This window comes from Pseudomonas leptonychotis, from assembly GCF_004920405.1.
Lineage (GTDB): Bacteria > Pseudomonadota > Gammaproteobacteria > Pseudomonadales > Pseudomonadaceae > Aquipseudomonas > Aquipseudomonas leptonychotis.
The window spans coordinates 2,245,606-2,269,631 of the sequence record NZ_RFLV01000001.1; the positions used below are offsets into that span (position 1 = coordinate 2,245,606).

19 protein-coding genes and 1 pseudogene are annotated in these 24,026 nt (G+C 57.7%); 7 read left to right on the forward strand and 13 right to left on the reverse strand.

All coding sequences use genetic code 11. From position 1 onward, the window contains the following. Window positions 1–158: 158 nt before the first annotated feature. The 3 genes from D8779_RS10370 (at window position 159) to D8779_RS10380 (ending at window position 3,105) form a co-directional block, all read left to right on the forward strand. The gene (locus D8779_RS10370) at window positions 159–755 is read left to right on the forward strand and encodes a LemA family protein (RefSeq protein ID WP_136664323.1); all 597 of its coding nucleotides are present in this window, start codon (window positions 159–161) and stop codon (window positions 753–755) included. Window positions 756–767: 12 nt separating this feature from the next. Then, entirely contained in the window at window positions 768–2,693 is a 1,926-nt protein-coding gene (locus D8779_RS10375) for a M48 family metallopeptidase (RefSeq protein WP_136664324.1), read from the forward strand. A 223-nt stretch (window positions 2,694–2,916) separates the two neighbouring features. Further along, window positions 2,917–3,105: a hypothetical protein gene (locus tag D8779_RS10380; RefSeq protein ID WP_136664325.1), complete on the forward strand. Its 189-nt coding sequence runs from the start codon at window positions 2,917–2,919 to the stop codon at window positions 3,103–3,105. Window positions 3,106–3,290: 185 nt separating this feature from the next. Here D8779_RS10380 and D8779_RS10385 read toward each other — a convergent pair whose 3' ends face one another. After that, the gene (locus D8779_RS10385; RefSeq protein WP_136664326.1) at window positions 3,291–4,190 is read right to left on the reverse strand and encodes a LysR family transcriptional regulator; all 900 of its coding nucleotides are present in this window, start codon (window positions 4,188–4,190) and stop codon (window positions 3,291–3,293) included. 114 nt (window positions 4,191–4,304) lie between these two features. Between D8779_RS10385 and D8779_RS10390 the strand changes: the two genes are divergently transcribed. Next, window positions 4,305–5,384 carry a polyamine ABC transporter substrate-binding protein gene (locus tag D8779_RS10390; RefSeq protein ID WP_136664327.1) on the forward strand — a complete coding sequence of 360 codons (1,080 nt, stop codon included), beginning with the start codon at window positions 4,305–4,307 and terminating at the stop codon, window positions 5,382–5,384. A gap of 10 nt (window positions 5,385–5,394) precedes the next feature. Then, window positions 5,395–6,393 (forward strand): agmatinase, encoded by a 999-nt coding sequence (gene speB / locus D8779_RS10395; RefSeq protein ID WP_136664328.1) that lies wholly within the window; start codon window positions 5,395–5,397, stop codon window positions 6,391–6,393. On the opposite strand, the gene D8779_RS10400 is transcribed toward speB, so the two are convergent. Both D8779_RS10400 and gstA read right to left on the reverse strand, forming a co-directional pair. Beyond that, a complete protein-coding gene (locus D8779_RS10400) occupies window positions 6,390–7,466 on the reverse strand; it encodes a nitronate monooxygenase (RefSeq protein ID WP_136664329.1) in 1,077 nt (358 codons plus the stop codon). The two genes, speB and D8779_RS10400, sit on opposite strands and share 4 nt — an antisense overlap. 17 nt (window positions 7,467–7,483) lie before the next feature. Next, window positions 7,484–8,092 (reverse strand): glutathione transferase GstA, encoded by a 609-nt coding sequence (gene gstA / locus D8779_RS10405; RefSeq protein WP_136664330.1) that lies wholly within the window; start codon window positions 8,090–8,092, stop codon window positions 7,484–7,486. A gap of 108 nt (window positions 8,093–8,200) precedes the next feature. Between gstA and D8779_RS10410 the strand changes: the two genes are divergently transcribed. Continuing rightward, entirely contained in the window at window positions 8,201–9,115 is a 915-nt protein-coding gene (locus tag D8779_RS10410; RefSeq protein ID WP_136664331.1) for a LysR family transcriptional regulator, read from the forward strand. A 57-nt stretch (window positions 9,116–9,172) separates the two neighbouring features. Here the strand turns inward: D8779_RS10410 and D8779_RS10415 are convergent, their stop codons facing one another. The 3 genes from D8779_RS10415 to D8779_RS10425 form a co-directional block, all read right to left on the reverse strand. Further along, the gene (locus D8779_RS10415) at window positions 9,173–10,732 is read right to left on the reverse strand and encodes an acyl CoA:acetate/3-ketoacid CoA transferase (protein WP_136664332.1); all 1,560 of its coding nucleotides are present in this window, start codon (window positions 10,730–10,732) and stop codon (window positions 9,173–9,175) included. Between the two features lie 95 nt (window positions 10,733–10,827). Next, on the reverse strand, window positions 10,828–12,213 hold the full coding sequence (locus tag D8779_RS10420) for a GntP family permease (protein WP_136664333.1): 1,386 nt from the start codon (window positions 12,211–12,213) through the stop codon (window positions 10,828–10,830). A 616-nt stretch (window positions 12,214–12,829) separates the two neighbouring features. Then, on the reverse strand, window positions 12,830–14,290 hold the full coding sequence (locus D8779_RS10425; RefSeq protein ID WP_136664334.1) for a sigma-54 interaction domain-containing protein: 1,461 nt from the start codon (window positions 14,288–14,290) through the stop codon (window positions 12,830–12,832). A 363-nt stretch (window positions 14,291–14,653) separates the two neighbouring features. Between D8779_RS10425 and D8779_RS10430 the strand changes: the two genes are divergently transcribed. Next, entirely contained in the window at window positions 14,654–15,739 is a 1,086-nt protein-coding gene (locus D8779_RS10430) for a GGDEF domain-containing protein (protein WP_136664335.1), read from the forward strand. A gap of 546 nt (window positions 15,740–16,285) precedes the next feature. On the opposite strand, the gene D8779_RS10435 is transcribed toward D8779_RS10430, so the two are convergent. From D8779_RS10435 to D8779_RS10465, 7 genes and pseudogenes are all read right to left on the reverse strand, one after another. After that, window positions 16,286–19,210, reverse strand: coding sequence for a P-loop domain-containing protein (locus tag D8779_RS10435; RefSeq protein WP_136664336.1), 2,925 nt, complete (start codon window positions 19,208–19,210; stop codon window positions 16,286–16,288). Between the two features lie 47 nt (window positions 19,211–19,257). Then, on the reverse strand, window positions 19,258–20,178 hold the full coding sequence (locus D8779_RS10440; protein WP_136664337.1) for a restriction endonuclease: 921 nt from the start codon (window positions 20,176–20,178) through the stop codon (window positions 19,258–19,260). A gap of 38 nt (window positions 20,179–20,216) precedes the next feature. Continuing rightward, window positions 20,217–20,986 (reverse strand): annotated as a pseudogene (locus D8779_RS10445) (nuclease-related domain-containing protein). A 67-nt stretch (window positions 20,987–21,053) separates the two neighbouring features. Further along, window positions 21,054–21,410: a DUF7079 family protein gene (locus D8779_RS10450; RefSeq protein WP_136664338.1), complete on the reverse strand. Its 357-nt coding sequence runs from the start codon at window positions 21,408–21,410 to the stop codon at window positions 21,054–21,056. A 105-nt stretch (window positions 21,411–21,515) separates the two neighbouring features. After that, complete coding sequence (locus tag D8779_RS10455) at window positions 21,516–22,649, reverse strand: Fic family protein (RefSeq protein WP_136664339.1); 1,134 nt, start codon at window positions 22,647–22,649, stop codon at window positions 21,516–21,518. A gap of 189 nt (window positions 22,650–22,838) precedes the next feature. After that, window positions 22,839–23,492 carry a CHAP domain-containing protein gene (locus D8779_RS10460; RefSeq protein ID WP_136664340.1) on the reverse strand — a complete coding sequence of 218 codons (654 nt, stop codon included), beginning with the start codon at window positions 23,490–23,492 and terminating at the stop codon, window positions 22,839–22,841. 73 nt (window positions 23,493–23,565) lie between these two features. Beyond that, window positions 23,566–23,997 (reverse strand): hypothetical protein, encoded by a 432-nt coding sequence (locus tag D8779_RS10465; RefSeq protein ID WP_136664341.1) that lies wholly within the window; start codon window positions 23,995–23,997, stop codon window positions 23,566–23,568. Window positions 23,998–24,026 lie beyond the last annotated feature (29 nt).

Consider the following 24,026-nt stretch of genomic DNA (forward strand, 5'->3'; position numbering starts at 1 on the left):
CCATGTGGCATCTGGATAGCGCTGCATAAACTAAGCATCAGGCCGCGCGGCGTTTTCCATGGGCGCATCAGGGCCTGCAGTTTTGCGCCGGTGAGCATTTCCTCTAATGCTTTTCCGCTACCATCTGCTTCTCTTCCGCATGCGATAAAGATTTCCCCATGTCTATCTCCACGCTGATTTTCCTGGCGGTTATCGCCGCGTTGATTTTTTTCGTCATTGGCATCTACAACCAGCTGGTGACCCTGCGTAATCGCTTTCAGAACGCCTTTGCGCAGATCGAGGTGCAGCTCAAGCGCCGCTATGACCTGATCCCCAATCTGGTGGAAACCGCCAAGGGCTATATGGCCCATGAGCGGGAGACCCTGGAGGCGGTGATTGCCGCGCGCAATAACGCGGTAACCGGGCTCAAGGCTGCTGCGGCGCAGCCCGGCAATGCGCAGAGCATGGCGCAGTTGGGCGGCGCGGAAGGGTTGCTGAACAGCGCCCTGGGCCGGCTGAATGTCACGCTTGAGGCCTACCCGGACCTCAAGGCCTCGGCGAATATGCAGCAGCTCAGTGAAGAGTTGAGCAGCACCGAGAACAAGGCGGCCTTTGCCCGTCAGGCCTTCAACGATGCCGTGATGGCTTACAACACCTACAAGCAGTCGTTCCCGCCGGTATTGCTGGCCGCCAGCTTCGGTCACGCTCAGGACGCCAGCTTGTTGGAGTTCGCCGACAGCGCGGCGATCCAGGAAGCGCCGAAGGTGTCGTTTTAAGAGCGCACTGGAATGAATTTTTTCGAGCAACAGGATCGCGCCCGACGTAACAGTGGGCGTTTGCTGATCCTTATGGTTTTGGCGGTGCTGAGCCTGATAACCTTGACCAGTCTGGTGCTGGGCTTGGTCTGGCAGCTCTTTGGTCAGAGCCACACCTCGTTGTGGTTGGCCAGCGACGCGCCGAACAGCGTGTTGCCCAGTTGGCCGCTGGTGGGTTGCGTTGCGCTGGCGGTGATTGGCGTGGTGCTGTTGGGCAGTCTGTACAAGCAGCTGCAACTGAGCCGTGGTGGTCAGGCGATTGCCGAGCGCCTGGGCGGGCGTCTGATCAACCTGTCGCCACAGAGCCTCGAAGAGCGCCGGTTGCTTAATGTGGTGGAGGAAATGGCCCTGGCTTCTGGCACCTCGGTGCCGCCGGTGTATGTGCTTGATGATGTTGGGATCAATGCTTTTGCCGCTGGCCTGACGCCGCAGGACGCGGTGATCGGGATAACCCGTGGAGCGATCTGCCAGCTCAATCGCGATGAATTGCAGGGTGTGATTGCCCATGAATTCAGCCATATCTTCCACGGCGATATGCGCCTCAATACGCGCCTGGTGTCGGTGCTGCATGGCATTCTGCTGCTGGGGCTGATTGGTGGTTTTCTGCTGCGCAGCAGCGGCCGTGGTAGCCGCTCCAGCCGCGATAACTCGGCGGCAATCGTAATCGCCATCGGCGTTACGTTGTGGGTGCTGGGCTATGCCGGAACCTTTTTCGGCAACCTGATCAAGGCTGCCGTAAGCCGCCAGCGCGAGTTTCTCGCCGACGCCTCGGCGGTGCAGTACACCCGTAACCCGGACAGCATTGCCGGCGCCTTGAAGAAGATCGGCGGCAATCTGTATGGCTCACAACTGCAGGCCGGGCATGCCGCCGAGTTCAGCCATATGTATTTTGCCGCCGGCATCAGCCAGGCCCTAGAAGGCATGCTGGCCACCCATCCACCCTTGGATCAGCGCATCCGCCGCATCACTCCAGGCTGGGATGGCCGCTACCCGCATGTGACGGAACTTGGCGCGGCAATGCCGGCTGCTGCAGCCAGCGAGGCGGCCGTCAATGTGCATAGTCTGAGCGCCTTTGCACCGGGCTTAAGCCCGGCTTCGGCGGCTGAAGCGATTGGCGCCATCGGCGATCCGCAGGCACCGCATCTGCTGGCCGCGCGCAGCACTCTGGCGCATCTGGATATTGCCCTGAGCGAGGCGGCGCATAGCTGCAATGGTGCGCAGGCATTGCTCTACGGCCTGCTGCTCGACCCGGTCGAGGTGCAAGCGTCGCAGCAGTTACAGTTGCTGCAGCCGCGCATCGCCGCGGAGGTTGCCGCGCAGCTGGAACAGTTGCGTGAGCCGCTGCGCCAGCTGGCGCCTGGGATGCGTTTGCCACTGCTGGATCTGGCCATGCCAGCGCTCAAGCAATTGGCGGCCGATCAGTTCGCGGCATTGAAGGCCAACATGGCCCTGCTGATCCGCGCCGATGGCCGGGTCGCCCTGCTGGAGTGGACGTTGCTGCGTATCGTCGAGCGCAATGTCGAAGGCGCGCGCGCACAAACCAGCCGCTACCAGCTGCAGGAACTGGCCGCTGAAACCACTGTGGTGCTGTCGCTGCTGGCCCGCGCGGGCGGTGTGGATGAGCCTGCTGCACATCAGGCTTTTAGTCATGCCGCTGGTGAGTTGTCGTTCCCGCTTGACACGTTGCTACCGGCTAGCGCCAGTGACTTATTGGCGCTTGAACCTGCGCTGCGGCGCTTGAGCCTGCTTTGGCCCTTGCAGAAGCCGCAGCTGCTCAAGGCCATGGCGCGTTGTATTGAGCATAATGGCCAGATCAATGCCGCCGAGGCCGAGCTGATGCGCGCCGTTGCCGATATTCTCGACTGCCCCATGCCGCCGTTGCTTGGCGCACGGGGTTGACCGTTTGGCGGTGCGGCTTGCCCCTGCGCCGCGTGCGGTAGATCCTAAAACCGCGTCGCGCTGTCATGCCCCGGTCATCAAACCGGGCAATCCTGAACCTGCGCAACGGACTGTGCGACTCAGTGATTCGCCAGCCAATAACAACCACCTTTGGGGCGTTCGCCCTTTCATTGCACTGCCTCCTGACCCCGTCACGCCGTTTTTGAGCGGCAAGGAGAGAGCCATGAACCTGTTGCAACCTGTCACCGCCGGGCTGTTTGATCCCCATCTACAGCTTGAAGCCGAGCCTGATGCACTTGAGGCTGACCTGCGCAGCGCTACCATCCACGCTGACATCATCCACACCATCGCCGCCATCGACCAACTGACTGCGCACTTGCAGCAGCCACCTGAACCGCCACAGCAGCGTTAGCAGGCAGATGAGAACTACCTGCGTTGGCAATACTGCGTTAAAAACAGGCTCGGAATGCTCATTTACAGCACGTAAACTCCGCTTCCTCGCCTGTTTTTGCCTTGTCTTGCCTGCCTCGTCTACGTTCTCAACTACCTGTTAAGCAACGCCAACGTCTGGCGGCATAGTGGCCGCCATACGCCTTCTTACTGTGTGGCAAAAGCCTGCGCCAGGTCCTCGCTAAACGCCCGCTGGGCATCACTGGGATGCTGGCCGCGATGGCTGGCCAGGTGGAATTGCACCTCGAAACTCAGTGCCTCGGCCTGCATGGCGCGCAAACGGCCGCTGGTCAGCCAGGGCGCGGCAATATGTTCGGGCAAGTAACCGATGTGCTGGCCGGAGAGAATAAACGCGAGGGTGCCGTCCACCTGCTCGGTCTGCGCCGAACTGGCTGCATTCTGCAAGGGCTCGCGGGCTTGCACGAAACGGTAGGGGTGGTGCACGCGGTCGGCTTGTTGCAGGTCTTCCAGGCTGATCTGCGGGCGCTTGAACAGCGCATGCCCCTGCGCGCAAAACAGTACCTGGCGCTCGCTAAACAGCGGCTGATAATCCAGCGCGGTCTGGTTGCTGGAGAAATAGCCGATGGCCAGGTGCAACTGGTCCTGCAGCAGACGGCGTTCCAGCTCAGCCGGCATGGCGGTAAGCAGCTCGATCTGTACCGCCTGGTTGCGCCCGCGAAAGCGCCCAATCGCCTCGGCCACTTGCTCCAACACGCTGGCTGCCAGGCCCTCCGACAAACCAATGCGCAGCTCGCCTAGCAGCTTGTCGGCCATGCCCTGGGCTTCGCTTTTAAAGGTGTCGATGGCGCTGAACAGTTTGCGCGTGGCGCTTAGCACCTGCTCGCCCTTAGGCGTTAGGCGAAAGCCGCTCTTGCCGCGCTCGCACAGACGAAAACCCAGACGGGTTTCCAGTTTGGCCATCTGCGTACTGATGGTCGACTGGCCAATACCCAGCTCACCTTGAGCGGCGCTGAAACCGCCGCATTCCACCACGGTAACGAACAGTCGCAGCAACTGCAGATCAAGGTCGCGTAACTGGCTGAGCATGCTGGCTCCAAACATTGATGAATGTCGATGCCAGAGTAGAACACTTCATATTTAAGCTAAGCAAACCGCCGGGCAGGATGCACACAGCTCATCACGTTACCGAGGTCATTCAGTATGCGTCAGGCCCTTGTTCCGCTTCTGCTGTGTTGCGCCTTTGCCGCCCAGGCCGAAGAGAAAACCTTGAATATCTACAGTTGGTCCGCCTACCTGCCGGAGCAAGCCCTGCAGCGCTTCAAGGATGAGACCGGGATCAAGGTCAAATACGACATCTTCGACAGCGCCGAAGCCCTGGACAGTAAGTTGCTTACGGGCGGCAGCGGTTACGACGTGGTTTTCCCGGCCTCCAGCGGCCTGGCCCGGGCGATTCAGGCCAAGGCCGTGCAGCCGCTTGATCGCACCCAATTGCCGCACCTTGGCAATCTCGATGATGAGTTGCTGGCCAAGCTCGCCAGCGCCGACCCGGGCAACCAGTACGGCCTGCCGTATACCTGGGGCACGGTTGGCGTGGGTTTCAACCGCCAGGCGCTCGAACAACGCCTGCCGGGCGTACCGCTGAACAGCCTGGATCTGCTGTTTAAACCCGAATATGCCAGCAAGCTTAAGGATTGCGGCATCGCGGTGATCGACTCGCCGCAGGAAGTGATCAGCATTGCCCTCAACTACCTGGGCAAGGCCCCCTACAGCCGCGAGCGCGCCGACCTCGATGCGGTGGCGCAGTTACTCGCCCAGTTGCAGCCGAACCTGCGCTATGTCGGCAGCGGTCGGCATATCAATGACTTGGCCCGGGGGGAGATTTGTCTGGCACTGACCTACAACGGCGATGCCTCTATGGCGGCGGCCAACGCGCAGGAAACCCAGCAGCCGTTCGACGTGCAGTACCGCATACCACGTGAAGGCACCTTGCTGTGGTTTGACGCCATGGCGATTCCCGTTGATGCGCCGCACCCCAAGGCCGCCCACGCCTTTATCGATTACATGCTGCGTCCAGAGGCTATCGCCGAGCTGACCAACAGTGTGTTTTTCGCTAACGCCAACCAGGCCGCCACCGCCTTGGTTGACCCGGCGATCAGCGGCGATGCCGATATTTACCCCGATGAAACCGTACGAGCACGGCTGTTTGCCGAGCAATTAATGCCGTTGCGCCAGCAGCGTGAACGCACCCGTATCTGGACCACTTTCCGCAGTCAGTATTGAGTACCCGCTAATGGAAGAATTTAACGGCAACGACCAGGCATTTACCCGCGAAAGCCTCTACGGCACATCTTCGGAACCGACCTATGCCGGGGTCACCAGCTTTATGCGCCGGCGTTACAGCCGTGATCTGAAAGGTGTGGATCTGGTCGTCAGCGGCGTGCCCTTCGACACTGCCACCACCAATCGTCCCGGTACCCGTTTTGGCCCGCGGGCGATTCGCACGGCCTCGGTAACCAGCGCCTGGGAGCGGCATTATCCCTGGGAGTTCGACCCGTTCGACCACCTGGCGGTGATCGATTATGGCGACTGTAATTTCGATCACGCCCTGCCGCACAGCATTCCGGCGGCCATCGAGGCGCATGCCGAACATATCGTCCAGGCCGGTTGCGCCATGCTCACCCTGGGCGGCGACCACTTTATCAGCTACCCGCTGCTCAAGGCCCATGCGCGTAAATACGGCGCGCTGTCGCTGGTGCACTTCGATGCCCACAGCGACACCTGGCCGGATGCCGATGACAGCGAGCAGGGCGTTAATCACGGCACTATGTTCTACCACGCTGCGCGCGAAGGCTTGGTTGATCCGGCGCGCTCGGTGCAGATCGGCCTGCGCACCACCAATGACGATGTGATGGGCTTTCAGGTGCTGGATGCGCGCGAGGTGCACCGCTGCACGCCGGAGCAGATCGCTGCACAGATACGCGCGCGGGTGGGCGACAACCCGGTGTACCTGACCTTCGATATCGATTGTCTAGACCCGGCTTTTGCCCCTGGCACCGGCACGCCAGTGTGCGGCGGCCTGAGCACGCATCAGGCGTTGGAGATTCTGCGCGGCCTGCGCGGCATCAACCTGGTCGGCATGGATGTGGTCGAAGTTTCACCGCCCTACGACCACGCCGAAGTCACCGCCCTCGCTGGCGCTGCGGTGGCGATGGAGTTGGTGTGCTTGTATGCGGCGCGGCATAAGCGAGGCGAAAGTGGCAACGCAGGCCTGCGTTGCCGGCGCGGCTAACGCTGTGGCAGCAAGCGATCAGTCTGTGCAAGCAGGCTGTTCCAGAGGTCCACGGCGGTGTGCTGGCGCAGTAAAGGCGCGGCTTGGCCACACCAGAGCGCCAGTAGATCGTCCCGCTGCTGAGCCAGTGCGGCGGGTTTGAGTGCGCTGGCGAACCAGCCTTGGGCTGGATAGCCTGGCAGGGCTGCCTGTTGCTCAGTCAATTCCTCCAATAAACGATTGCGTATCCCGCGCGCCAGACGCCCGCTGAACGCCCGAGTTAACGCGGTGTGCTGGGCCTGCGGGCTGAAAAGCGTCTGGCGGTGCTGCTCGCTGGCAGCCGATTCGCGGCAGGCGAGAAACGCGGTGCCAATTTGCACGCCCTGGGCGCCGAGGCACAGGGCCGCAGCGATGCCACGACCGTCGGCGATACCACCAGCGGCAATTACTGGAATGCGCACCGCATCCACCACCTGCGGGATCAGTGCCAGGTTGCCGATCAGGCCTTCTTCGGCTGGGCGCAGAAAGGCCACCCGATGGCCGCCTGCCTCGCACCCGCTGGCCACCAGCATGTCCACCCCTGCGGCTTCCAAGGCCAGAGCTTCCGCCACTGTGGTCGCTGTGCCCAGGGTCAGAATACCGCGCGCCCGGCATTGCTCCAGCACCTCGACGGCGGGCACGCCATACACAAAGCTGAACACCGCGGGGCGTGCCTGCAACAGGGCGTCCACTTGCTCTTCATAGCTCGGCCATTTGAATGTGGGGCGATCGGGCAACGGCAGGCCCAATTCGTCGAAATAGCGACGAAACAGTTCCAGCGTGCTGCTGAACTGGCTGTCATTCAACTCGCGTTGCTCGCTGGCATGGGGTAGCCAGAGGTTGAGGGCGAAGGGTTTGGCCGTCACGGCGCGGATGGCCGCAGCGGTCTGCAGGATGCCCTCGCCGTGCAGGTGATGTGCGCCGAACGAGCCCAGCCCGCCGGCTTCGCTTACCGCGCCGGCTAAGGCTGGTGAGGACAGGCCGCCGCCGAACGGCCCTTGGACAATCGGTGCTAGCAATTGCAGACGTCGGGAAACTTCAGTATTGCGCCACATGCTGGGCTCCTCGCGGTTCAGGGTTGCAGGTCTTCAGCGGCTAATGCAGCGCGCACTGCCGGGCGTTCGCCGATGCCGGCGAGGTAGCGTTGCAGCGGCATCAGGGCGGACAGGTCCAGGCCGACCAAGCTGCTCCAGCGCGCCACAGTAAATAGGTAAGCGTCGGCCAGGGTGAAACGATCATTGCACAGGTAGGCGCGCTGCCCCAGATGCTCGCTCAGCCAACTGAATTTCTTCAGCAACGCTGCGGTAAACAGTGCTTTGGCGGAGGCATCCAGGGCTGGATTGAACAGGGGGGCGAAGGATTTGTGCAGCTCACTGCTGATATAGGCTTGCCACTCCAGTACCCGGTAGCGCGCCATTGCACCGGTTGGCGGCAGCAGGTCTGCGCGTCCCGCCAGCTCGCAAAGGTACTGCGCAATCACCGGGCCCTCGCTGAGCAGTTGGCCATCGTCCAGTTGCAGCAACGGCACATAGCCTTTGGGGTTTAACCGGTGAAAGTCCTCGCCAGCGGCGGTGCGATGGCTGGCGAGATCGACTCGCTCCAGGGTGCAGGGCAGGTCGGTTTCGTGCAGCAGAATATGGGCGACCAAAGAGCAGGTGCTAGGGCTGTAGAAGAGTTTCATGCAATGACTCCGCAAAGGTGGATAAGGCAGCGGATTCAGGTTATTGATGATCAATAGCTGAATAAATAGCATCAATGGCATTTCACTTGATACAGGATGTAATTAATCATGCGGCGGCAATTGGGTGGGGTGCTGCTTGGCAGCATGGAGTTGTTTTGTTTGGTTGCCGAGCACGGCAGCTTTACTGCCGCAGCCCACGTGGCCGGGGTGACGCCGGCGGCGGTTAGTCGCTCGGTGGCGCGTTTGGAGGCGCGTCTTGGGGTGCGCCTGTTTACCCGAACCACGCGGCAAGTACGGTTGACCGAGGCCGGGCGGGTTTACTTCGAGCAGTGCAGTCAGGCGCTGGGTCAGCTCGTCGAGGCTGAGCGCACCTTGAGCGGCCAGCAGAGCGAACCGGCCGGGTTATTGCGTATCAGCCTGCCCACCACCTATGGGCATTACCGTGTATTACCACTGCTGCCGGCATTTCGCGCCCGTTACCCGCAGGTGCGTATCGAAGTGGAGTTGAGCAATCGCAATATCGACTTTTCCAACGAAGGGTTCGATTTGGCCATTCGTGCCCGTCCACCAGCCGACTCCAGCCTGATCGCCCGGTCCCTGGAAGAAACGCCACTGTTGGTGGTGGCGAGCCCCGGTTATTTACGCCAGGCGGGCACCCCCGTGACCCTGGCAGACTTGGCCGAGCATCAATGCATCCAGTTTCTCTTGCCGCGCAACGGTCGAGCCGTGCCCTGGTTGTTCCGCGAGCAGGGTCATGATCTGGAGTTGGCCACCACGGGCGACTATTGCTGCGCGCAAGATGTGCTGGCGGGCACCACGTTGGCCCGTAGTGGGGCCGGATTATTCCAAGCGCTGGGTTTTATCGTCGAAGACGATCTGCGTGAGGGGCGGTTGGTGGAAGTACTGCAGGGTTACGCAGGGCGCAATCGCCCATTCTCGCTGCTGTATCCCAGTGGCCGCCATTTGCCGCAGCGGGTGCGGGTCTTTGTCGACTTTCTGCTGCAGGCCGTGAGGCCGGAGTAAGCCAGTTGTTCGAGCAAAAAAAACGGGCCTATAGGCCCGTAAACTCACACTCAATCGTTAGTCGGCGGCCAGCTGCTCGCACAGGCCGATGCGCGCTGGCTGGAACAGCCGTGCATCCATCAGTTTCGGTGCGCGCACGATGGGGGCGAAGTCCATGCGTGCGAGGATGTCGCGTTCGATGTCCACGCCAGGGGCTACCTCGACCAGCTCTAAGCCATCCAAGGTCAGGCGCAATACGCAGCGCTCGGTGACATAGAGCACTGGCTGCCCGCGTTCAGCCGCCAGCCGGCCGGCAAAGGTGCGGTGCTCCACCTCAGCGACAAACTTGCGCAGCTCGCCGTCCTTGACGATACGCAGCTGACCGTCCTCGATACGGATGTCTTGTGGCCCTGCGCTGAAGGTGCCGACGAACACCACCTGCTTGGCGTTCTGGCTGATGTTGATAAAGCCACCGGCACCCGCCAGCCGTGAGCCAAACTTGGACACGTTGAGGTTGCCGGCGGCGTCAGCCTGGGCCAAGCCGAGGAAGGCAATGTCCAGGCCGCCGCCGTCGTAGAAGTCGAATTGATAGGGCTGGTCGAGCAGCGCGCTGTAGTTGCTGGCCGCGCCAAAATCCAGCCCCGAGGCGGGGATGCCGCCAATTACGCCGGGTTCGGCGGTCAGCGCCAGGCGCTCGATTACACCTTCCTCGGCCGCCACTGACGCTACGCCTTCGGGCATGCCGATACCGAGGTTGACCACTGCGCCCGCTTTGAGCTCCAGTGCCGCACGACGAGCGATGAGCTTGCGCACATCCAGCGGCATCGGCGCCAGGCTGTCCACCGGGATGCGGGCCTCGCCAGCAAACGCTGGGTTGTAGGCGGTGGCGAAGGTCTGCTGGTGATTGGCTGGCTCGGCTACCACCACGCAGTCCACTAGGATGCCGGGGATCTTCACCTCACGCGCATTCACTTCACCGCGCTCGACGATGCGTTCAACCTGGGCGATTACCAAGCCGCCGCTGTTGTGCGCAGCCATGGCGATGGCCAGGCTCTCGATGGTCAGCGCCTCGCGCTCGAAGCTCAGATTGCCGTCGGCATCGCTGCTGGTGGCGCGCACGATGCCGACATGCACGGGGAAAGTTGGGTAGAACAGGTAATCCTCGCCATCGATGGGCATCAACCGCACCAGCTCGGTGGTGGTGCGTTCGTTGAGCTTACCGCCGCCGTGGCGCGGGTCGACGTAGGTGCCCAGGCCAACCCGCGACAGCTGCCCCGGTTTGCCCGCGGCGATGTCACGAAACAGCTGGGAGATTACGCCTTGTGGCAGGTTGTAGGCCTCGATGCGATTTTCCACCGCCAGCTTCTGCAAGCCAGGCACCAGGCCCCAGTGGCCACCAATGACTCGACGTACCAGGCCCTCATGCGCCAGGTGGTTAAGGCCGCGGCCCTTACCGTCGCCTTGGCCGGCGGCATACACCAGGGTCAGGTCGCGCGGTGCCTGTTCGTCCATGAAGCGTTGCTCCAGGGCGATGGCGATTTCCTCGGCGAAACCAATACCGACGAAACCGCCAGTGGCCAGGTTGGCGTTGTCCGGGATGCGCGCCACAGCGGCGGCGGCGGTCATGATCTTGCTCATGGCGGGTACTCGAAACAAAAGGGGATCTCGACCGTAGGAGCGGGCCACGCCCGCGATGGGGGCGCGGCCATGGGTCGCTCCTACGGGGGTATCAATCAGAAGCTGCCGAACAGTGTGCCCAGCGTAATCACCACGGCCAGGGCCACCATCGGGAACGCCACGGTGTTAACGAAGATAAATTTGTACGACTCACGGTGGGTGAGCTTGCAGATCGCCAGCAACGAAATCACCGCGCCGTTGTGCGGCAGGGTGTCCATGCAGCCCGAGGCCATGGCCGCAACGCGGTGTAGCAGCTCAGGGCTGATACCGGCGGCGTTGGCCAAGGTCAGGTACTGCTCGCCGAGGGTTTTCAGGGCGATGGACATGCCGCCAGACGCCGAACCGGTGATGCCCGCGAGGATATTCACAGCAACCGCCTCGGAGATCAGCGGGTTGCTGGAGACGCCTAACACCAAGTCGCGGATGATCACAAAGCCCGCCAAGGACGCGATCACCGTGCCGTAACCCACTTCGGCGGCAGTGTTGAGGATCGGCAGCATGGAGCCGAACGCACCGTCGTTGACGCTCTTCTTCAGGTCCATCCAGCGCTGCCAGTGCAAGCCGATCAGCAGCACGATGGCAATGCCGAGGGCGACGATGATCGACCAGATACCGATCAGCGACTTGGCGTCCTGTAGGCCACCGAACTCCGGTTTGGCCAGGTAGCTGGTGTCGAGGTTGGGCAGAATCTGCTTGGCCATTAGGAAGTTCAGGCCAATCACCACGAAGATCGGCAACAGCGCGAGCCAGAAGCCTGGGATGTTGCGCTTGCTCTCGACGACTGGGTCGTCGCGGTGTTCGCCATAGCCTTCTCCGGCAGCCATCAATTTGCGCGACTGCGCAGTGAGCCACCAGGTGCCGAGGCCGAACATGATCAGCCCGGCAATCACGCCCAGGCCCGGCGCAGCAAAGGCGTCGGTACCGAAGAATGGGTTAGGAATGGCGTTTTGAATCGCTGGGGTGCCGGGCAGGGCGGTCATGGTGAAAGTGAACGAGCCGAGCGCGATAGCACCAGGGATCAGGCGTTTGGGAATGCCCGCTTCACGGAACAGTGCGGCACCGATTGGGTACACCGCGAAGGCCACCACAAACAGCGATACACCGCCGTAAGTGAGAATGCCGCACGCCAGCACAATGGCCAGAATCGCTCGCTCGCGGCCCACCTTGGCGACGATGCCGTGGGCGATGGCGTGGGCTGAACCGGAGTCGTCCATCAGCTTGCCGAACAACGCACCGAGCAAGAACAGTGGGAAGAACTGGATTACATAGCCGCCCATGGCCTTCATAAACACTTGCGTGTAGGTGGGCAACAGCAGGCCAATGTCGCCGGCAAACAGCAGGGCTAACAAGGCCAGCAGTGGGGCGAGAATCAGAACGTTGATGCCGCGATAGGCGAGGTACATCAACAAAGCGAGGGAAATCAGAATACCGAGGGTACCCATGGTTAGTTCCTTTTGTTGTTGTTTTAAGCACCGCTCTGTGGCGACGCTGATGAGCTTGCTCGTGAAATCAGGCAGCGAGGCAAAGCGTTGAGCAGACTAGAGCGAAAGCTGTGCCAGACGGCTCTACGACTTTGGTCTAGGTGGCTGAAAGGCTAGTGGTTGATGGGGTGCGGGCTTTCAGGGAGAGGCGGAGAGGTTGTTGGGGGAGAAGGAGGTGTCTTTATTTTTGGAATTAATCCAGAGGTCTGGATAGATAGCGTCGCATAAATTCCATAAATTTGGATTTATGTCGGTGTGCTGTACCTATCGTGGGAGGGGCTTTAGCCGCGACAAGAGCGGTTAAGCGCTCGCCGCTAAAGCGCCGCCCACCCCCTTGCATGGCTTGCGCTTATAGCGCCGTAGGGTGGAAATCGCTGTTCATTTCCACCGATGCGTTCACTGGGACAACCTAGGGTGGATCGATGACGCGTGATCCACCCTACGACTCAAATAACATCGCGGGCATGGGTTAGGCACCCCTCGTCTCTCCTACAGCCCGTAGCCCGGATGAAACCCGGGAAATGCTCGTCTACGCGGTACTCCCCGGATTACATCCGGGCTACGAATCGAGTCTGGCTTAGTCGTGCTTACCCAGCCCATGCAGGGCTAATTTGGCATACAGCCCGGCGCGGGAAATGCCTAGGCGCTCGGCTGCGTGTTGGCGATTGCCGGCCGTGGCTTGCAGGGCCTCGATCAATGCCTGGCGTTCGACCTGCGCCAGCTGTTCTGCCAGCGGTTGGCTCACCCCAGCGGCTGGCTGTGGTGCAAGGCTGTGCGCCGCTGGCGTCACCGGGTCGACCAGCAATGCCCGTACAGTTTGCATATCCAGGCGCCCATCGACATCCAATTGCGCGCGCTCCAGCAGGTTGCGTAGCTCGCGTACATTGCCACGCCAGGGCTGCGCGCTAAGCAGGGTGAGTGCGTCGTCGCTCACTTCCAGTGGGGCTTGCGCGGAGCGATTGGCGATATCGTCGAGCAGGTGTTCCAGCAGCGCTGGAATGTCCTCACGGCGTTCACGCAGCGGTGGCACGCGCAGGGCCAGGACGTTGAGCCGATAGTACAGGTCGTCACGGAACTGCCCGGCAGCGACCTTGGCTTCCAGGTCGATATGCGTGGCGGCGATCACCCGCACATTCAGCGGTTTGACCTGGTTGGAGCCGAGCGGCTCGACTTCCTGTTCCTGCAGCACGCGCAGCAGTTTGGCTTGCAGTGGCAAGGGCAGGTCGCCGATTTCATCGAGAAACAGTGTGCCGCCATTGGCCACCTCGAACTTGCCGATGCGCGCCTTGCGGTCGGCGCCGGTAAAGGCGCCGGGCGCGGTGCCGAACAGCTCAGCCTCAACCAGGGTTTCCGGAATGGCCGCGACGTTGACCGCAACAAACGGCCCGTTAGCCCGTGGCGACAGGTTGTGGATGCCCTGGGCCAGCAGTTCTTTGCCGGTGCCGGTTTCGCCACGTAGCAGCACGGTGGCGTCCAGTTGCGCCGCTCGGCGGGCTTGGCGTTTCACTTCACTGGCCGCAGGGCTGCTGCCGATAAATCCGGCAATGGTGTAACGCGCCCGGCGCGCCTTGGCCAGCTCATGCTGGGTCGCGACCAGCTGGCTTTGCAGAGTATTGAACTTGGCCATCAGTGGCTTCAGATGGCGCGCGCGGTCGAACAGTACAAAGCCCAGCGCGCCGACCAGGGTGCCGTCCTCATCGCGCAGCGGAATACGCGTGACCACGAAGTGCTCGCTGCCGAAGGCCATCAGGTCGAGCATGCTCGGTTGACCGCTTTCCACCACCTCGCGCAGTTTGCTCGCGGGGAGCACCTGCTCGATCTCCTTGCCGAGCACGCTGCGCGGGTCGTTGATGCCAACCTTCTCGGCGTACTTGTCGTTAATCCAGACAATCCGTGCCTGGCGATTAACCGCAATGGTGCCCTCACATTGCGCGTTGAGGTGGTCGAACAGCAGGGGCATAGCCACCGCGCGAAAACGCTCGGGGGAAACACCGATAATCAGGCCGTGTTGGTCGAGGTCGTCGCGGGCAATGGCCATGGGTGCAGTTCATTCAGAATCAGGTGCGGCCGATTATGGGTGGCGCTGTGCGCAGCGGGCAACCAGCGGCGATTCCACCCCGGTAATCCTGCCCACCTGCTGCGTTGTGATTTTGCTCATGGTCTGCGGGTACGGCCAGCATCTACACATCAGTGGGTACTGGTTCAGTGCGGATTATTTTCCAACGGGTACGCGGCATGCTTCGCTCAGGTGCATTGGCTTGCTGGCGCAGGTAATGGCACGTAGTAATCTGATCGCCAGCTTGGCTACGCGCTTCAGCTTGATCAGGTTGTATGTCTGGCCAATCGGTTAGGTTTTCAGGCACAGTGCGGCATCACTCCGTCACCTGCGCAGGGCCGCGCTATGTCTTTCCGACCGAACAGCAAAACAGGTAATGACGGCATTGCTGACCTCGCAGATATGCAGGACGTCGGCCAGCGCTCGCTGGTGCGGATGATCTTTGCGTCCACCGGGCTGACCCTTGGAGTGTTCTGCGCCCTGCAATTTATGGCCGGGAATTACCTACTCGCCAGTTTCGAACTGGTTGCAACGGTGGTGGTGCTGTGGGGTGCCTGGCGCATCCCTCGGGTACGCAACCTGTTGCCCTGGATCTACCTCTACCTGCTGCCTACCTTTAGCTTTCTGGTGTACATCATCATTGTCCCCCAGGCATCCAAAACGGCTTTTGTCTGGCTTTACAGCATCCCGGTACTTTCTTATCTGTTGCTTGGGCGCAGGCGCGGCAGTCAACTGGCGCTACCGTTTGTCGTTGGTGCTTGTCTGCTTTATCTGCAGACCTATTCAATTCCGGTGGATACCAGAGGGTTGATCGATCTGGGTAACGCGGTTTTCTGCGGGTTGCTGATCATTGTTTTTGTGCATTTTTATGAAACCCGCCGCGCCTCTGCTTATCAACAACTTGAACGCATGGCCCGTACGGACGCACTGACAGGCGTAGCCAGCCGCGGCAGCTTCCAACAAAGCCTGGAACAGAGTATCCGTGAGGCCGAACGCAGCCATGCCAAATTGGTGCTGGTGATTCTGGATGTCGATCACTTCAAAATGGTGAATGACCAGTATGGCCACGAAGCCGGCGACCAGGCGTTACGGCATATATGCAACAGCTTGAGCCAGCGATTACGCATTACCGACACCCTGGGTCGCTTGGGTGGTGAGGAGTTCGGCCTGCTGCTGCGCAACACCGACGGCGAGGGTGCCGAGCCGCTAGTGGAGGTCTTGCGCGCGCAATTGTGCAGTCAGCCGATGCTTTATGGCTCGCAACCGATCCGTTTGTCAGCCACCTTCGGTTTGGCCGAGTGGCCCACCGATGGACGCACCGCCGAGCAGCTTTACCGCTGTGCGGATCAGCACTTGTATCGCGGTAAAGCGCTAGGCCGTAATCGGCTGGTTGGCCGCAGCATGTCTGAGGTTAGGGTTAGCGACTATTAGGTAGGCGTGATCCGGCATCGATCACGCACGTCTGCTGCGGTGTTAACACTCACGGGCTCCCCCTAACGCATCGATAAGCCAGCAACGCGTGTCGCCGTAATGCTCGGCATTGCTAAATGTGCACGCCATTGAAGTGCATCACCGCGATCTACAACTACCCGAACCCCTGATCGTGCAGGGCTGGAGATCACCCTCTGGCTGCCGCGAACTCAGGGCTGGCGTGTAGCCAAAATAAGGCAGAAAAAAGCCGCGCAGTGCGCGGCTTTGGAGTTGGTGGGCCCACACGGACTCGAACCGTGGACCAAAGGATTATGAGTTGCCTAGAAACGCTGCAAACCCAGTGAAATCGTGCGTAGCTTAGCGCAGGTACAGTTAGCTGAAAGTAGCGTGGTTACTGGTGTTGAGCGTAATTTGGCGAAATGGGTAGAAGCTGGGCACTGTACCGTCAACGTACCGCTTTCTCGTACTGTGAAGCGGCCAAGCATGAGCCGCTTCCTGAGTTTGGATGAGTAACGTCTTATGAGTCTCACCAGGATAAACCTAAATTTAAGAGAGCTCTTCCGCTAGGCGGAATAACGCAATAGAGGGGCTTCCCTGCTCGAAATAATCAATCACGCTTTTGTACTCATCACTAACTTTGAATTGCCGCATAGTCGGTTTTTTAGGGTCTTTATAGTTTTTTAATACACCCTTCTCGAGCAGGTGGGGCAGGAAGTTCACCGCAGATAGTTTCTTTCTTACTTCCTCTTGTTTTCTTGGGTAGAAATTACCTCGCTGGTAGAATAGTTTAAATACCTTTTCTAGTTCTGTAAGTACGGCCTCTTTATTCTCTGCGGCTTCTTCCTCTTTTTCTGTTAAAAGATGCTGTATCTGCGTGAGGTCGCAGGTGCTAGAGAAAAGGCTGTTATGTAGTTTTATTGTTACGCCGCTTCTAGGGTTTATGTCTTTAAATTGCGAGTTCTCAAATTTTGTACCCTCGTTCATTTGGCACTCCCAGAAATATTCATAATTGTCGAAAGTGCAATCTCGCAAAACTCTGTCTTTGAAGTCGAATGTGGGTTTTATAGATGAGTTGCCAAATATGTCTATTAGGGAAATGCCTACTAATTCGTTGCTTTTCAAGAATAGTTTTTCAATTAGCTCTGTTCTGGTGTGAGTGCTTGATTGGCTGTTGTCTGATTTTTGGAGTAGGCAAAGTAGCAAAGAAACAATCGATGATATTAAAGTATTGGGATTTTCATAGCTTGCTGCAGACTCTATTACTTCAATGCAAAACAATACAAGGTCGTCGTGCATTTCTATTCTTTCGCATACCGACTCAGTGAAGCTGCTGTCATATTTTAAATAGCCAGATATAACTCTGGCTGTTTGCTCGTCAAGTGCTGTTATATCTCTCTGCTTGAAAAAATAAACGAGGTGGAGTGCGGCAAAGTAGACATCAAATACATCGTATCTGAAATGAATTCCGTTATCAGAGCACACAAGTAGGGTGTGGCCTTTAATCTTTTCTATTAGTGCGTTGTCAGGGGCGGTGACGATTTTTTGAAGTTCCTGCTTTATATCGTAAAGATCTACGCCGTTGTCTTTGCTTATGGCTATTCGAATGAAAAGCTCAATCTGCTGGTCGACTGTTAGTCCTCCGAGTTTTATTATCTCTCGGTCGCACACTTGCGCTATTAAGAAATCAACATGATTTTCGGTTGATAAATATCGGCTTGCGAATTGTTTTTTTAAATTGATGTCTTCAGTTCTAGAATTTATTAGGTATCCAATCATGTCTAGAAGAAAAGGAATATAGAAGAGCTCAGTGGTGCCTTGTTTTGTTCTGGTTTCAATTGCTAGTTTGTCAGCTATAAGCATGGCATTGGTAATGCGCTTCTTATCACCTTTTAGTTTTTGATTAAAAAAATCTTGTGCTAAGTCGGCGTTGAAGGCTTTGAGTACTATTTCAGGGAGAAGTATTTTTTTGCCGACTTCATTCCAGAAGTGGTCCCTGCATGTAATTAATACTTTCGTTTTGTGCAGGTCTGAAGAGTATTCTTGGAAAATTGAGGTTATAAAGGCTTGTACATCGAAGCGATTCCCAAGCTTTGCTATTACCTCATCTATGCCGTCTAGGACAACAGTTAGGCTTCCGTTATCTATAGATAACTTAAGAAGATCCTTGTTGAATCTAGATGAGTCGTTGCCATCCACGTCCATCTGTGCCCTGTAAAAATCAAATACGTCACTGATTTTTGAATTTCTAGATAGCTCGTTAATTATCTCTTTAGAATCAATAAAAAGAAGACCTTGGTCATTTTCTTCGGTATATATTTGATCTAGAAATTGTTTGGCGAGTGTGGTTTTCCCTATTCCACCGTGCCCGCTAACAATAAATAAAGGCTCATTCTCTGTGTTGTACCATTCTTTAAGCTTTTCAAGTGCAGGGAGATCGCGTTCTTCCTCTAAATCATATAGGCCATTCACATAAATTGGTAAGTTAAACTTTTCATATGGCAGCATGCAGTCTTTGTACAAGAAATTACATCCGAATTCGTCTACGAAATAGACAAACTTTGTACCGAATAATCTTGATATATTTTCTTTTCGCTTTCCAATGTCTTTTAAATTTGGTCTGTCAATCAAGATAATTGATGATTCCGGTTTTGAAATGTAGTTTTTGCTTTTTATCTCACCGACTGTCTTTCCTTGATTTGAACTGTCGTGTATGTAGATAAATTCTTTCCCGCCATCAAATCCATCTGTTAACTTGTAAACTTCGTAAATGATACTGTCTTTCCAGTTTTTTACTCGCACTGGATATTTCTCTACCAGGGAAAGGCTAGAGTTTTTGTCCATGAATAGTTGGACTGTTTTCTCAATGCTTCTTTCTGTTTGTTGCTCTTCTGGTTCGGGTTGAGTGAATCTTGCAAAAAAATCAGATCGTCTAAGTGATTCAAATTCTTCTTTAAGATTCTGGTACTCGGATGGAGTTGCTGTTCTTACCTCATCCGTTTTCTGCCCTTTTCGTATTAGTACTCCGCCCTCATCAATGTGCCTTGTTTTTGTTTTTAGCCCGGTTTTTAGTTCGGTTATATATCCCTTCACGGGTAGTTCGATTATAAGTAGTGTGCAGCCTTCGTGAACTGTGGTTTCAATGTTTATATCGGTTAAGGAGGGGGTTGTATATTTTTCCAGTCGACGAATTAGGTCTTTTTTGAAGGCTGTGAGGTTTTGTAGTTGCTTTATTTTTGAAATTCCAATATTAAAAGGTTTTCTTTCTGTCTCTGAATAGCCAATAACTAGGTGGCGATTTCTGCCTGTATGGCCTAGGTATCCGTTAGATAGCGAAATGATGTCTTTTATTAACTCTCCCCACAGGTCGGCCATATCTGTGGCGGGGGTAGTATCATCCCAGTACCATTGTCTTTTGAACTCGAGGGTAGGAGACTCTTGCTCAGTAATTAATTCAATGATGCTCGCTTTCATTGTTAAGGCCTGTGAGTTAATTTGATATTGGCTTTCTTAGTTTTTAATTATTCTTCGTCGAAGTAGTCGCTATCCAGCTTGGGCAACCTCAGTAGGCGTGAAGTCACACCTACCTCGTGATCCATCATCAGGTTGACCAGTCGGTTGCCATCCACCAGAACCATGCCTTCCACCGAGCGGGAAAAGTCGACTGCCTGTGAGGTGAAGCCTGAGGTGGTAATAAACACGCCACGCTTGGCTTTCTGCCCTGCAAGAGCTCCATAGAAGGCCTGCAGCTCTGGCCTGCCAACTGTTCCCTGCCAGCGTTTGGCCTGGACGTAGACTTTTTCCAAGCCGAGCTTGTCTAGCGAGATCACCCCGTCGATCCCACCGTCGCCGCTGCCGCCGACGCGCTGCAGATCGTTGCGGCTAGCGCCGTAGCCAAGGCTGTGCAGCACATCCAGCACGATGACTTCAAAGCGGTTGGGGCTGACTTGCAGGAGGTTATCCAGCAGGTCTGCAGCCGTTGCTTCGCGCAGTTCACGCAAAGCCTGCTCCAGACGATCATCAGGGCTAACAGTGGCTGAGATGAGCGCCGCTGTAGGCTGCTCTTGCCCATCGAGTGGGACAGCATCTGTCGGGGTCTTGAGTTTTACATTCATAAAGCCAATGGCGAGCTGTTCGATCTTATTCGCAGTCAGAGGGGCGGGGTGCTGGACGGCATAGGTAATGCCAGCGTCAGTCAGCTTCCAATACCCACGCTTGGCGCTGCTGGACAGGCCGGCGCGCTTGAGGCGGTCATGGGCCCAGCCTGCACGGTTCTTGTACGTGGCCTGGCCGCTGGCAATTAGCTCTTGGCGCTGTGCTTCCGACAGGTTCAGCGCATCAGCAGCTGCTTCATGGGCGTCACGTGCTGTCGCGCCTTCGGGCGTGGCGGCCAGGTAGCGCAGGATCGGCTCAATAAACTGGTCGTAGGTAGGGACGGGCATTGCGACTCCAGGCGCAGGATTGATGTTAGGGCCGCGTGCTAAAGGCTCTGCATGGTTTTGCATTTGGGGAAGGTTGAGCAGCCCCAGAATTGTTGGCCGACATTGGCCCTGTTTTACGGATGCGAATAACCAGGGCGCTGCCGCATTTCGGGCATTGCCGCTCGGCTGCCGGATCGCTACGGCGTTTAAGGTTTTGTACATGCTCGCGGTGGGTGGCGAGCGTCGGGGCGCGGCGGCCGGTTTGCAGGGCGTGCAGCATGGCGTCGACTTCAGCCTCGCTAAACACTAGCTGCTGGAATGACTTGATATAGCGGATAAAGCCGATGCCCTGCGTCACGTTGGCCGGCACTTCGGTTTTGAAGGTGCTGCCGCCAACGAAGGTAATGACCGAGTGCAGGTGCTCGGGATTAACGCCAAGGGTGGCTTCCAGGGCTTTGAGGTGTTTGTAGTTCTGGCGTAGCGGGTTCTGGAATTTGAAGGTGCGCTTGTAGAGCTTTTGCGTCCACTGCGCTTGGTTCTCACTGCCGAAGATCCAGCCGCTCATGCTCTTCGTTTCCAGCACGAAGATGCCGTAGGGCGAGAGGAATACATGGTCGATCTGCGTGGTGCCGTCTGGCGTGTTTAGCGTGACGTTGTGCAGGCGGCGGTAGGTCTGTTTATCCAGCTGGAAGTGAGCAAACAGCTGCACCAGAAGCTCGCCGATATAGCCTTTGGCCCAAGGCGACTTGAACAGCGTGATCAGCAGCATGAGTGGAATAAACCAGCTCAACATGCCCCAGACCTGCGCGATGACGGGGGTGAAGTCCATTTCCCAACCTTCCAGTAATCCAGGGTTAACCGGATAGTACCGAAAGTAGGCGCAGGTAAACGAACGTTTATTTAAGTTGTGCTAGAGCTGTTTCGATGTCCCGCCATTCTGGCCTTAGCCTGTAGCGCAGATAGGCGATGAAGGCTTTGTCGCGCAGGCGCCTGAGTGAAGAAGACCTTCGCGCTTCATGGATGCGGTCGATAGTCTCGGCAAGCCAAGCGGGGTCGAACGCTGTCCAGATGGGAGGAATGGCTGCCTGCAGGTTTGAGTAGCACGCAGGTGCGACGTCCACGAAGAAGGCAGCCTCGATGACTGAGCGCTCATAGCCGCCAAGACTTTTGGCGACCTGGGCATAGTCGACGACGTTGTCTACGAATACGTCTGACAGCGCTGCCCAAAGCCTGACCTGTTCCTGTCTTGTCAAAATACTTCTCGCTGTGAGAGTTCTTCGAGTTCGTTATCCCGCGCGACTGCAGCCAAGCTATTCCGCTTAGGGTGCACGCCTGCCTGTTTAGGTTGCCTGGCTGTCTTACCCGCTCACGGCATAATTAACGTGGTAACGGGTGCTGCGCCCACCGCCCGGCAGCCGCACGATGTAGCCCTTTTCCAGCAGGTCGCCTAGATGACGGGTAGCGGTGGCTTTAGACACCTTGGCGACGGCTTGATATTGGGCAGCGCTGATACCGTTCTCAAAACCGTTATCACCGCCATCGAGCAGGCGATTAAGCACTTTGATTTGTTCGGCTGACAGGGCATGGCTGCGGTGCGTGTGCCAGAAGCGCGCCTTAGCCAACACGCGGTCGATGCGGGCAAGTGCCTGTTCCAGGCTGTTGAGTAATGTGCCGAGAAACCACTGCAGCCAGGCGGTGACATCCAGCATGCCTTTCTGGCTGGACTCGAGGATGCGGTAATAGCCGGCGCGGTCGTCGAGGATGCTGGCGGACATGGCGTAAAAGCGGATGGCCTGCTGTTCGCCCTGGGCTAATGCCAAGTCGGTGATGGCGCGAGTAAGGCGGCCGTTACCGTCATCGAAAGGGTGCAGGGTGACGAACCAGAAATGGGCTATGCCAGCGCGCAGCAATGGATCAAGGCTGGCATCGCTGCGGCTGTTCTCGAACCAGGTGAGGAAGTCGGCCAGTTGCTTTTCCAGCCCGTCGCGTGGCGGGGCTTCAAAGTGCACGATGGGGCGGTCAACTCGGCCGGAAACAACCTGCATGGGCTCTTCGCCGCGCAATGTACCGATGCGTAGCGGGCGGGCCAAAAGGTTGTCGTCGCTGGGGAACAGCCAGCGGTGCCAGCCATATAGCCGCTCCAGATCTAACGGTTGTTGGTGCACGCGAGTGGCATCGAGTAAAAGTTCTGCCAGCCCCTCGGAACGTGAAGTGGTGCGACCTTCCTCGTTCAATCCCAAGCGCCGAGCCAGAGAGGAACGCACCGAGCCGACATTCAGTTGCTCACCCTCGATGGCAGATGAGGTGACGATGTTCTGCAGCATGGCATCCAGGCTGCTCTGCACCTCAGTGTCACTACCAACAGCGCCGAGCATGCCGAGCAAGCGCCCCTGTGTCTGTGCACAGGCACGCAGCAGCGGGGCAAGCGGCTCGGCTTGCCAGCTGAAGTGCGGCCAGTTGGGCTGCTGCCAGATCCAGAAGGGTTCATTCATGGGGCTTGCTCACGGTGAGCCGATTAGCGGCTCTATTCGGCTCATTAGATGAGCCGATAATGCCGGCTATTCGGCTCACTGTCTAATCTTCAGCGGGGTTGCTTGGTTGAGGTGCTGATTTTTCAGGCGCGCGTTGAGCTGACGTGAACGTCAAGAATCATGCTCAGTCTCTCCCCGAACGTTGCTCGCTCAGTAAGTATTCAATTGCTCTTTAGTGGCCGGTCTTACAGTCAGCTCGTCGGCGGGCTGCAGGCGGAGCCAGCCCAGTACTCGTGACTGCTCGAGATACCAGTGGCCTTCTCGTTGGGTAAGCCCCAGGTCTTCTCTGGAGCTGCCAAAGGGGCCAGGGTTTTGCTGGGCGATTTGCAGGGTTTCGGTGCCTACGCTGGCGATAATCGCGACGTGACCGAAGCGGTTGAGTAGTGAGGGGGCGAATACCAGCAAGTCTTCTGCTTGCGGTTGCTCGGCGCTGCCGTTGCGAAACTGCAGCATCGCCCGTTTGGCGTTCAAACTGCCGTCGCTGAGGGTTGGATCGAAGAAGTCTTTGGCGTGCCCGTAGGTGTCCGGCATGCGGTGGCCATGGCGTTCGAAGTAGTAGCGTTTGACGAACTCCACGCACTGATAGCGCAGGCCTAGGTTGTAACCGTCCTGGCTCAGGTTACGGCCCTGCACCGTATTGACCCCGCCGTTGTAGTAAATCGCCACGCCATTCAGCTCATCAAGTTGTTCGCCCACGGCATGCTGGCTGTTGGGGTTGATACGGGTAACGGCTGCATAAGTCGCCAGAGCGATCAAAGGCAGCAGCACACAGCTAGCGAGGAGGGTGATTCGACGTTTGTTCATCGTGAGGGCTTTATAAGTTGGAGGGCGCGGCTGTGGTTTTTTGGCTGGATCGTTAGCGCGGCGCAGAGCGGCATTAATCCGTGTTTGGGTCTGCTGCCGTTGAGTGCCCGTTATCGCTGGCATCGAGCCTGTAAAGCCTTTCTATATCTTGCCCCGCGCATTGGGTGCCATAGGTACGGCCATAGACCAGTACGTCGTAGCGTCCGGCCTTGGTGGGAATACCCTGAATCACGCCATGCTTTTCTCTTTCGATATGGGTTAACTCCAAGCCATTGGGCAGTGGCGTGTCTGGAGCTACCAGCAACTGGCTTATGGGGGTACTGGCGTTGATCACATCTATACGTATGCGATAGGGGACTCCCACGACTGCAGCAGGAAGCTCATTGGGCAGAAGTTCCGGCGCAGGCCTTATGGCGCAGCCGACCACGACATTACCGAACATGAGGACTTCACAGCCTGTTAGCTGAATGGCCATACAGAGAGTGAGCAGCGTATTTCGCAGCATGGTTGCGTTGTTCTTTACGGAGGAGGTGG

Coding starts and splice junctions, on each gene's coding strand:
- D8779_RS10370 (WP_136664323.1), top strand. CDS start 159: ATGTCTATCTCCACGCTGATTTTCCTGGCGGTTATCGCCGCGTTGATT.
- D8779_RS10375 (WP_136664324.1), top strand. CDS start 768: ATGAATTTTTTCGAGCAACAGGATCGCGCCCGACGTAACAGTGGGCGT.
- D8779_RS10380 (WP_136664325.1), top strand. CDS start 2,917: ATGAACCTGTTGCAACCTGTCACCGCCGGGCTGTTTGATCCCCATCTA.
- D8779_RS10385 (WP_136664326.1), bottom strand. CDS start 4,190: ATGCTCAGCCAGTTACGCGACCTTGATCTGCAGTTGCTGCGACTGTTC.
- D8779_RS10390 (WP_136664327.1), top strand. CDS start 4,305: ATGCGTCAGGCCCTTGTTCCGCTTCTGCTGTGTTGCGCCTTTGCCGCC.
- speB (WP_136664328.1), top strand. CDS start 5,395: ATGGAAGAATTTAACGGCAACGACCAGGCATTTACCCGCGAAAGCCTC.
- D8779_RS10400 (WP_136664329.1), bottom strand. CDS start 7,466: ATGTGGCGCAATACTGAAGTTTCCCGACGTCTGCAATTGCTAGCACCG.
- gstA (WP_136664330.1), bottom strand. CDS start 8,092: ATGAAACTCTTCTACAGCCCTAGCACCTGCTCTTTGGTCGCCCATATT.
- D8779_RS10410 (WP_136664331.1), top strand. CDS start 8,201: ATGCGGCGGCAATTGGGTGGGGTGCTGCTTGGCAGCATGGAGTTGTTT.
- D8779_RS10415 (WP_136664332.1), bottom strand. CDS start 10,732: ATGAGCAAGATCATGACCGCCGCCGCCGCTGTGGCGCGCATCCCGGAC.
- D8779_RS10420 (WP_136664333.1), bottom strand. CDS start 12,213: ATGGGTACCCTCGGTATTCTGATTTCCCTCGCTTTGTTGATGTACCTC.
- D8779_RS10425 (WP_136664334.1), bottom strand. CDS start 14,290: ATGGCCATTGCCCGCGACGACCTCGACCAACACGGCCTGATTATCGGT.
- D8779_RS10430 (WP_136664335.1), top strand. CDS start 14,654: ATGTCTTTCCGACCGAACAGCAAAACAGGTAATGACGGCATTGCTGAC.
- D8779_RS10435 (WP_136664336.1), bottom strand. CDS start 19,210: ATGAAAGCGAGCATCATTGAATTAATTACTGAGCAAGAGTCTCCTACC.
- D8779_RS10440 (WP_136664337.1), bottom strand. CDS start 20,178: ATGCCCGTCCCTACCTACGACCAGTTTATTGAGCCGATCCTGCGCTAC.
- D8779_RS10455 (WP_136664339.1), bottom strand. CDS start 22,649: ATGAATGAACCCTTCTGGATCTGGCAGCAGCCCAACTGGCCGCACTTC.
- D8779_RS10460 (WP_136664340.1), bottom strand. CDS start 23,492: ATGAACAAACGTCGAATCACCCTCCTCGCTAGCTGTGTGCTGCTGCCT.
- D8779_RS10465 (WP_136664341.1), bottom strand. CDS start 23,997: ATGCTGCGAAATACGCTGCTCACTCTCTGTATGGCCATTCAGCTAACA.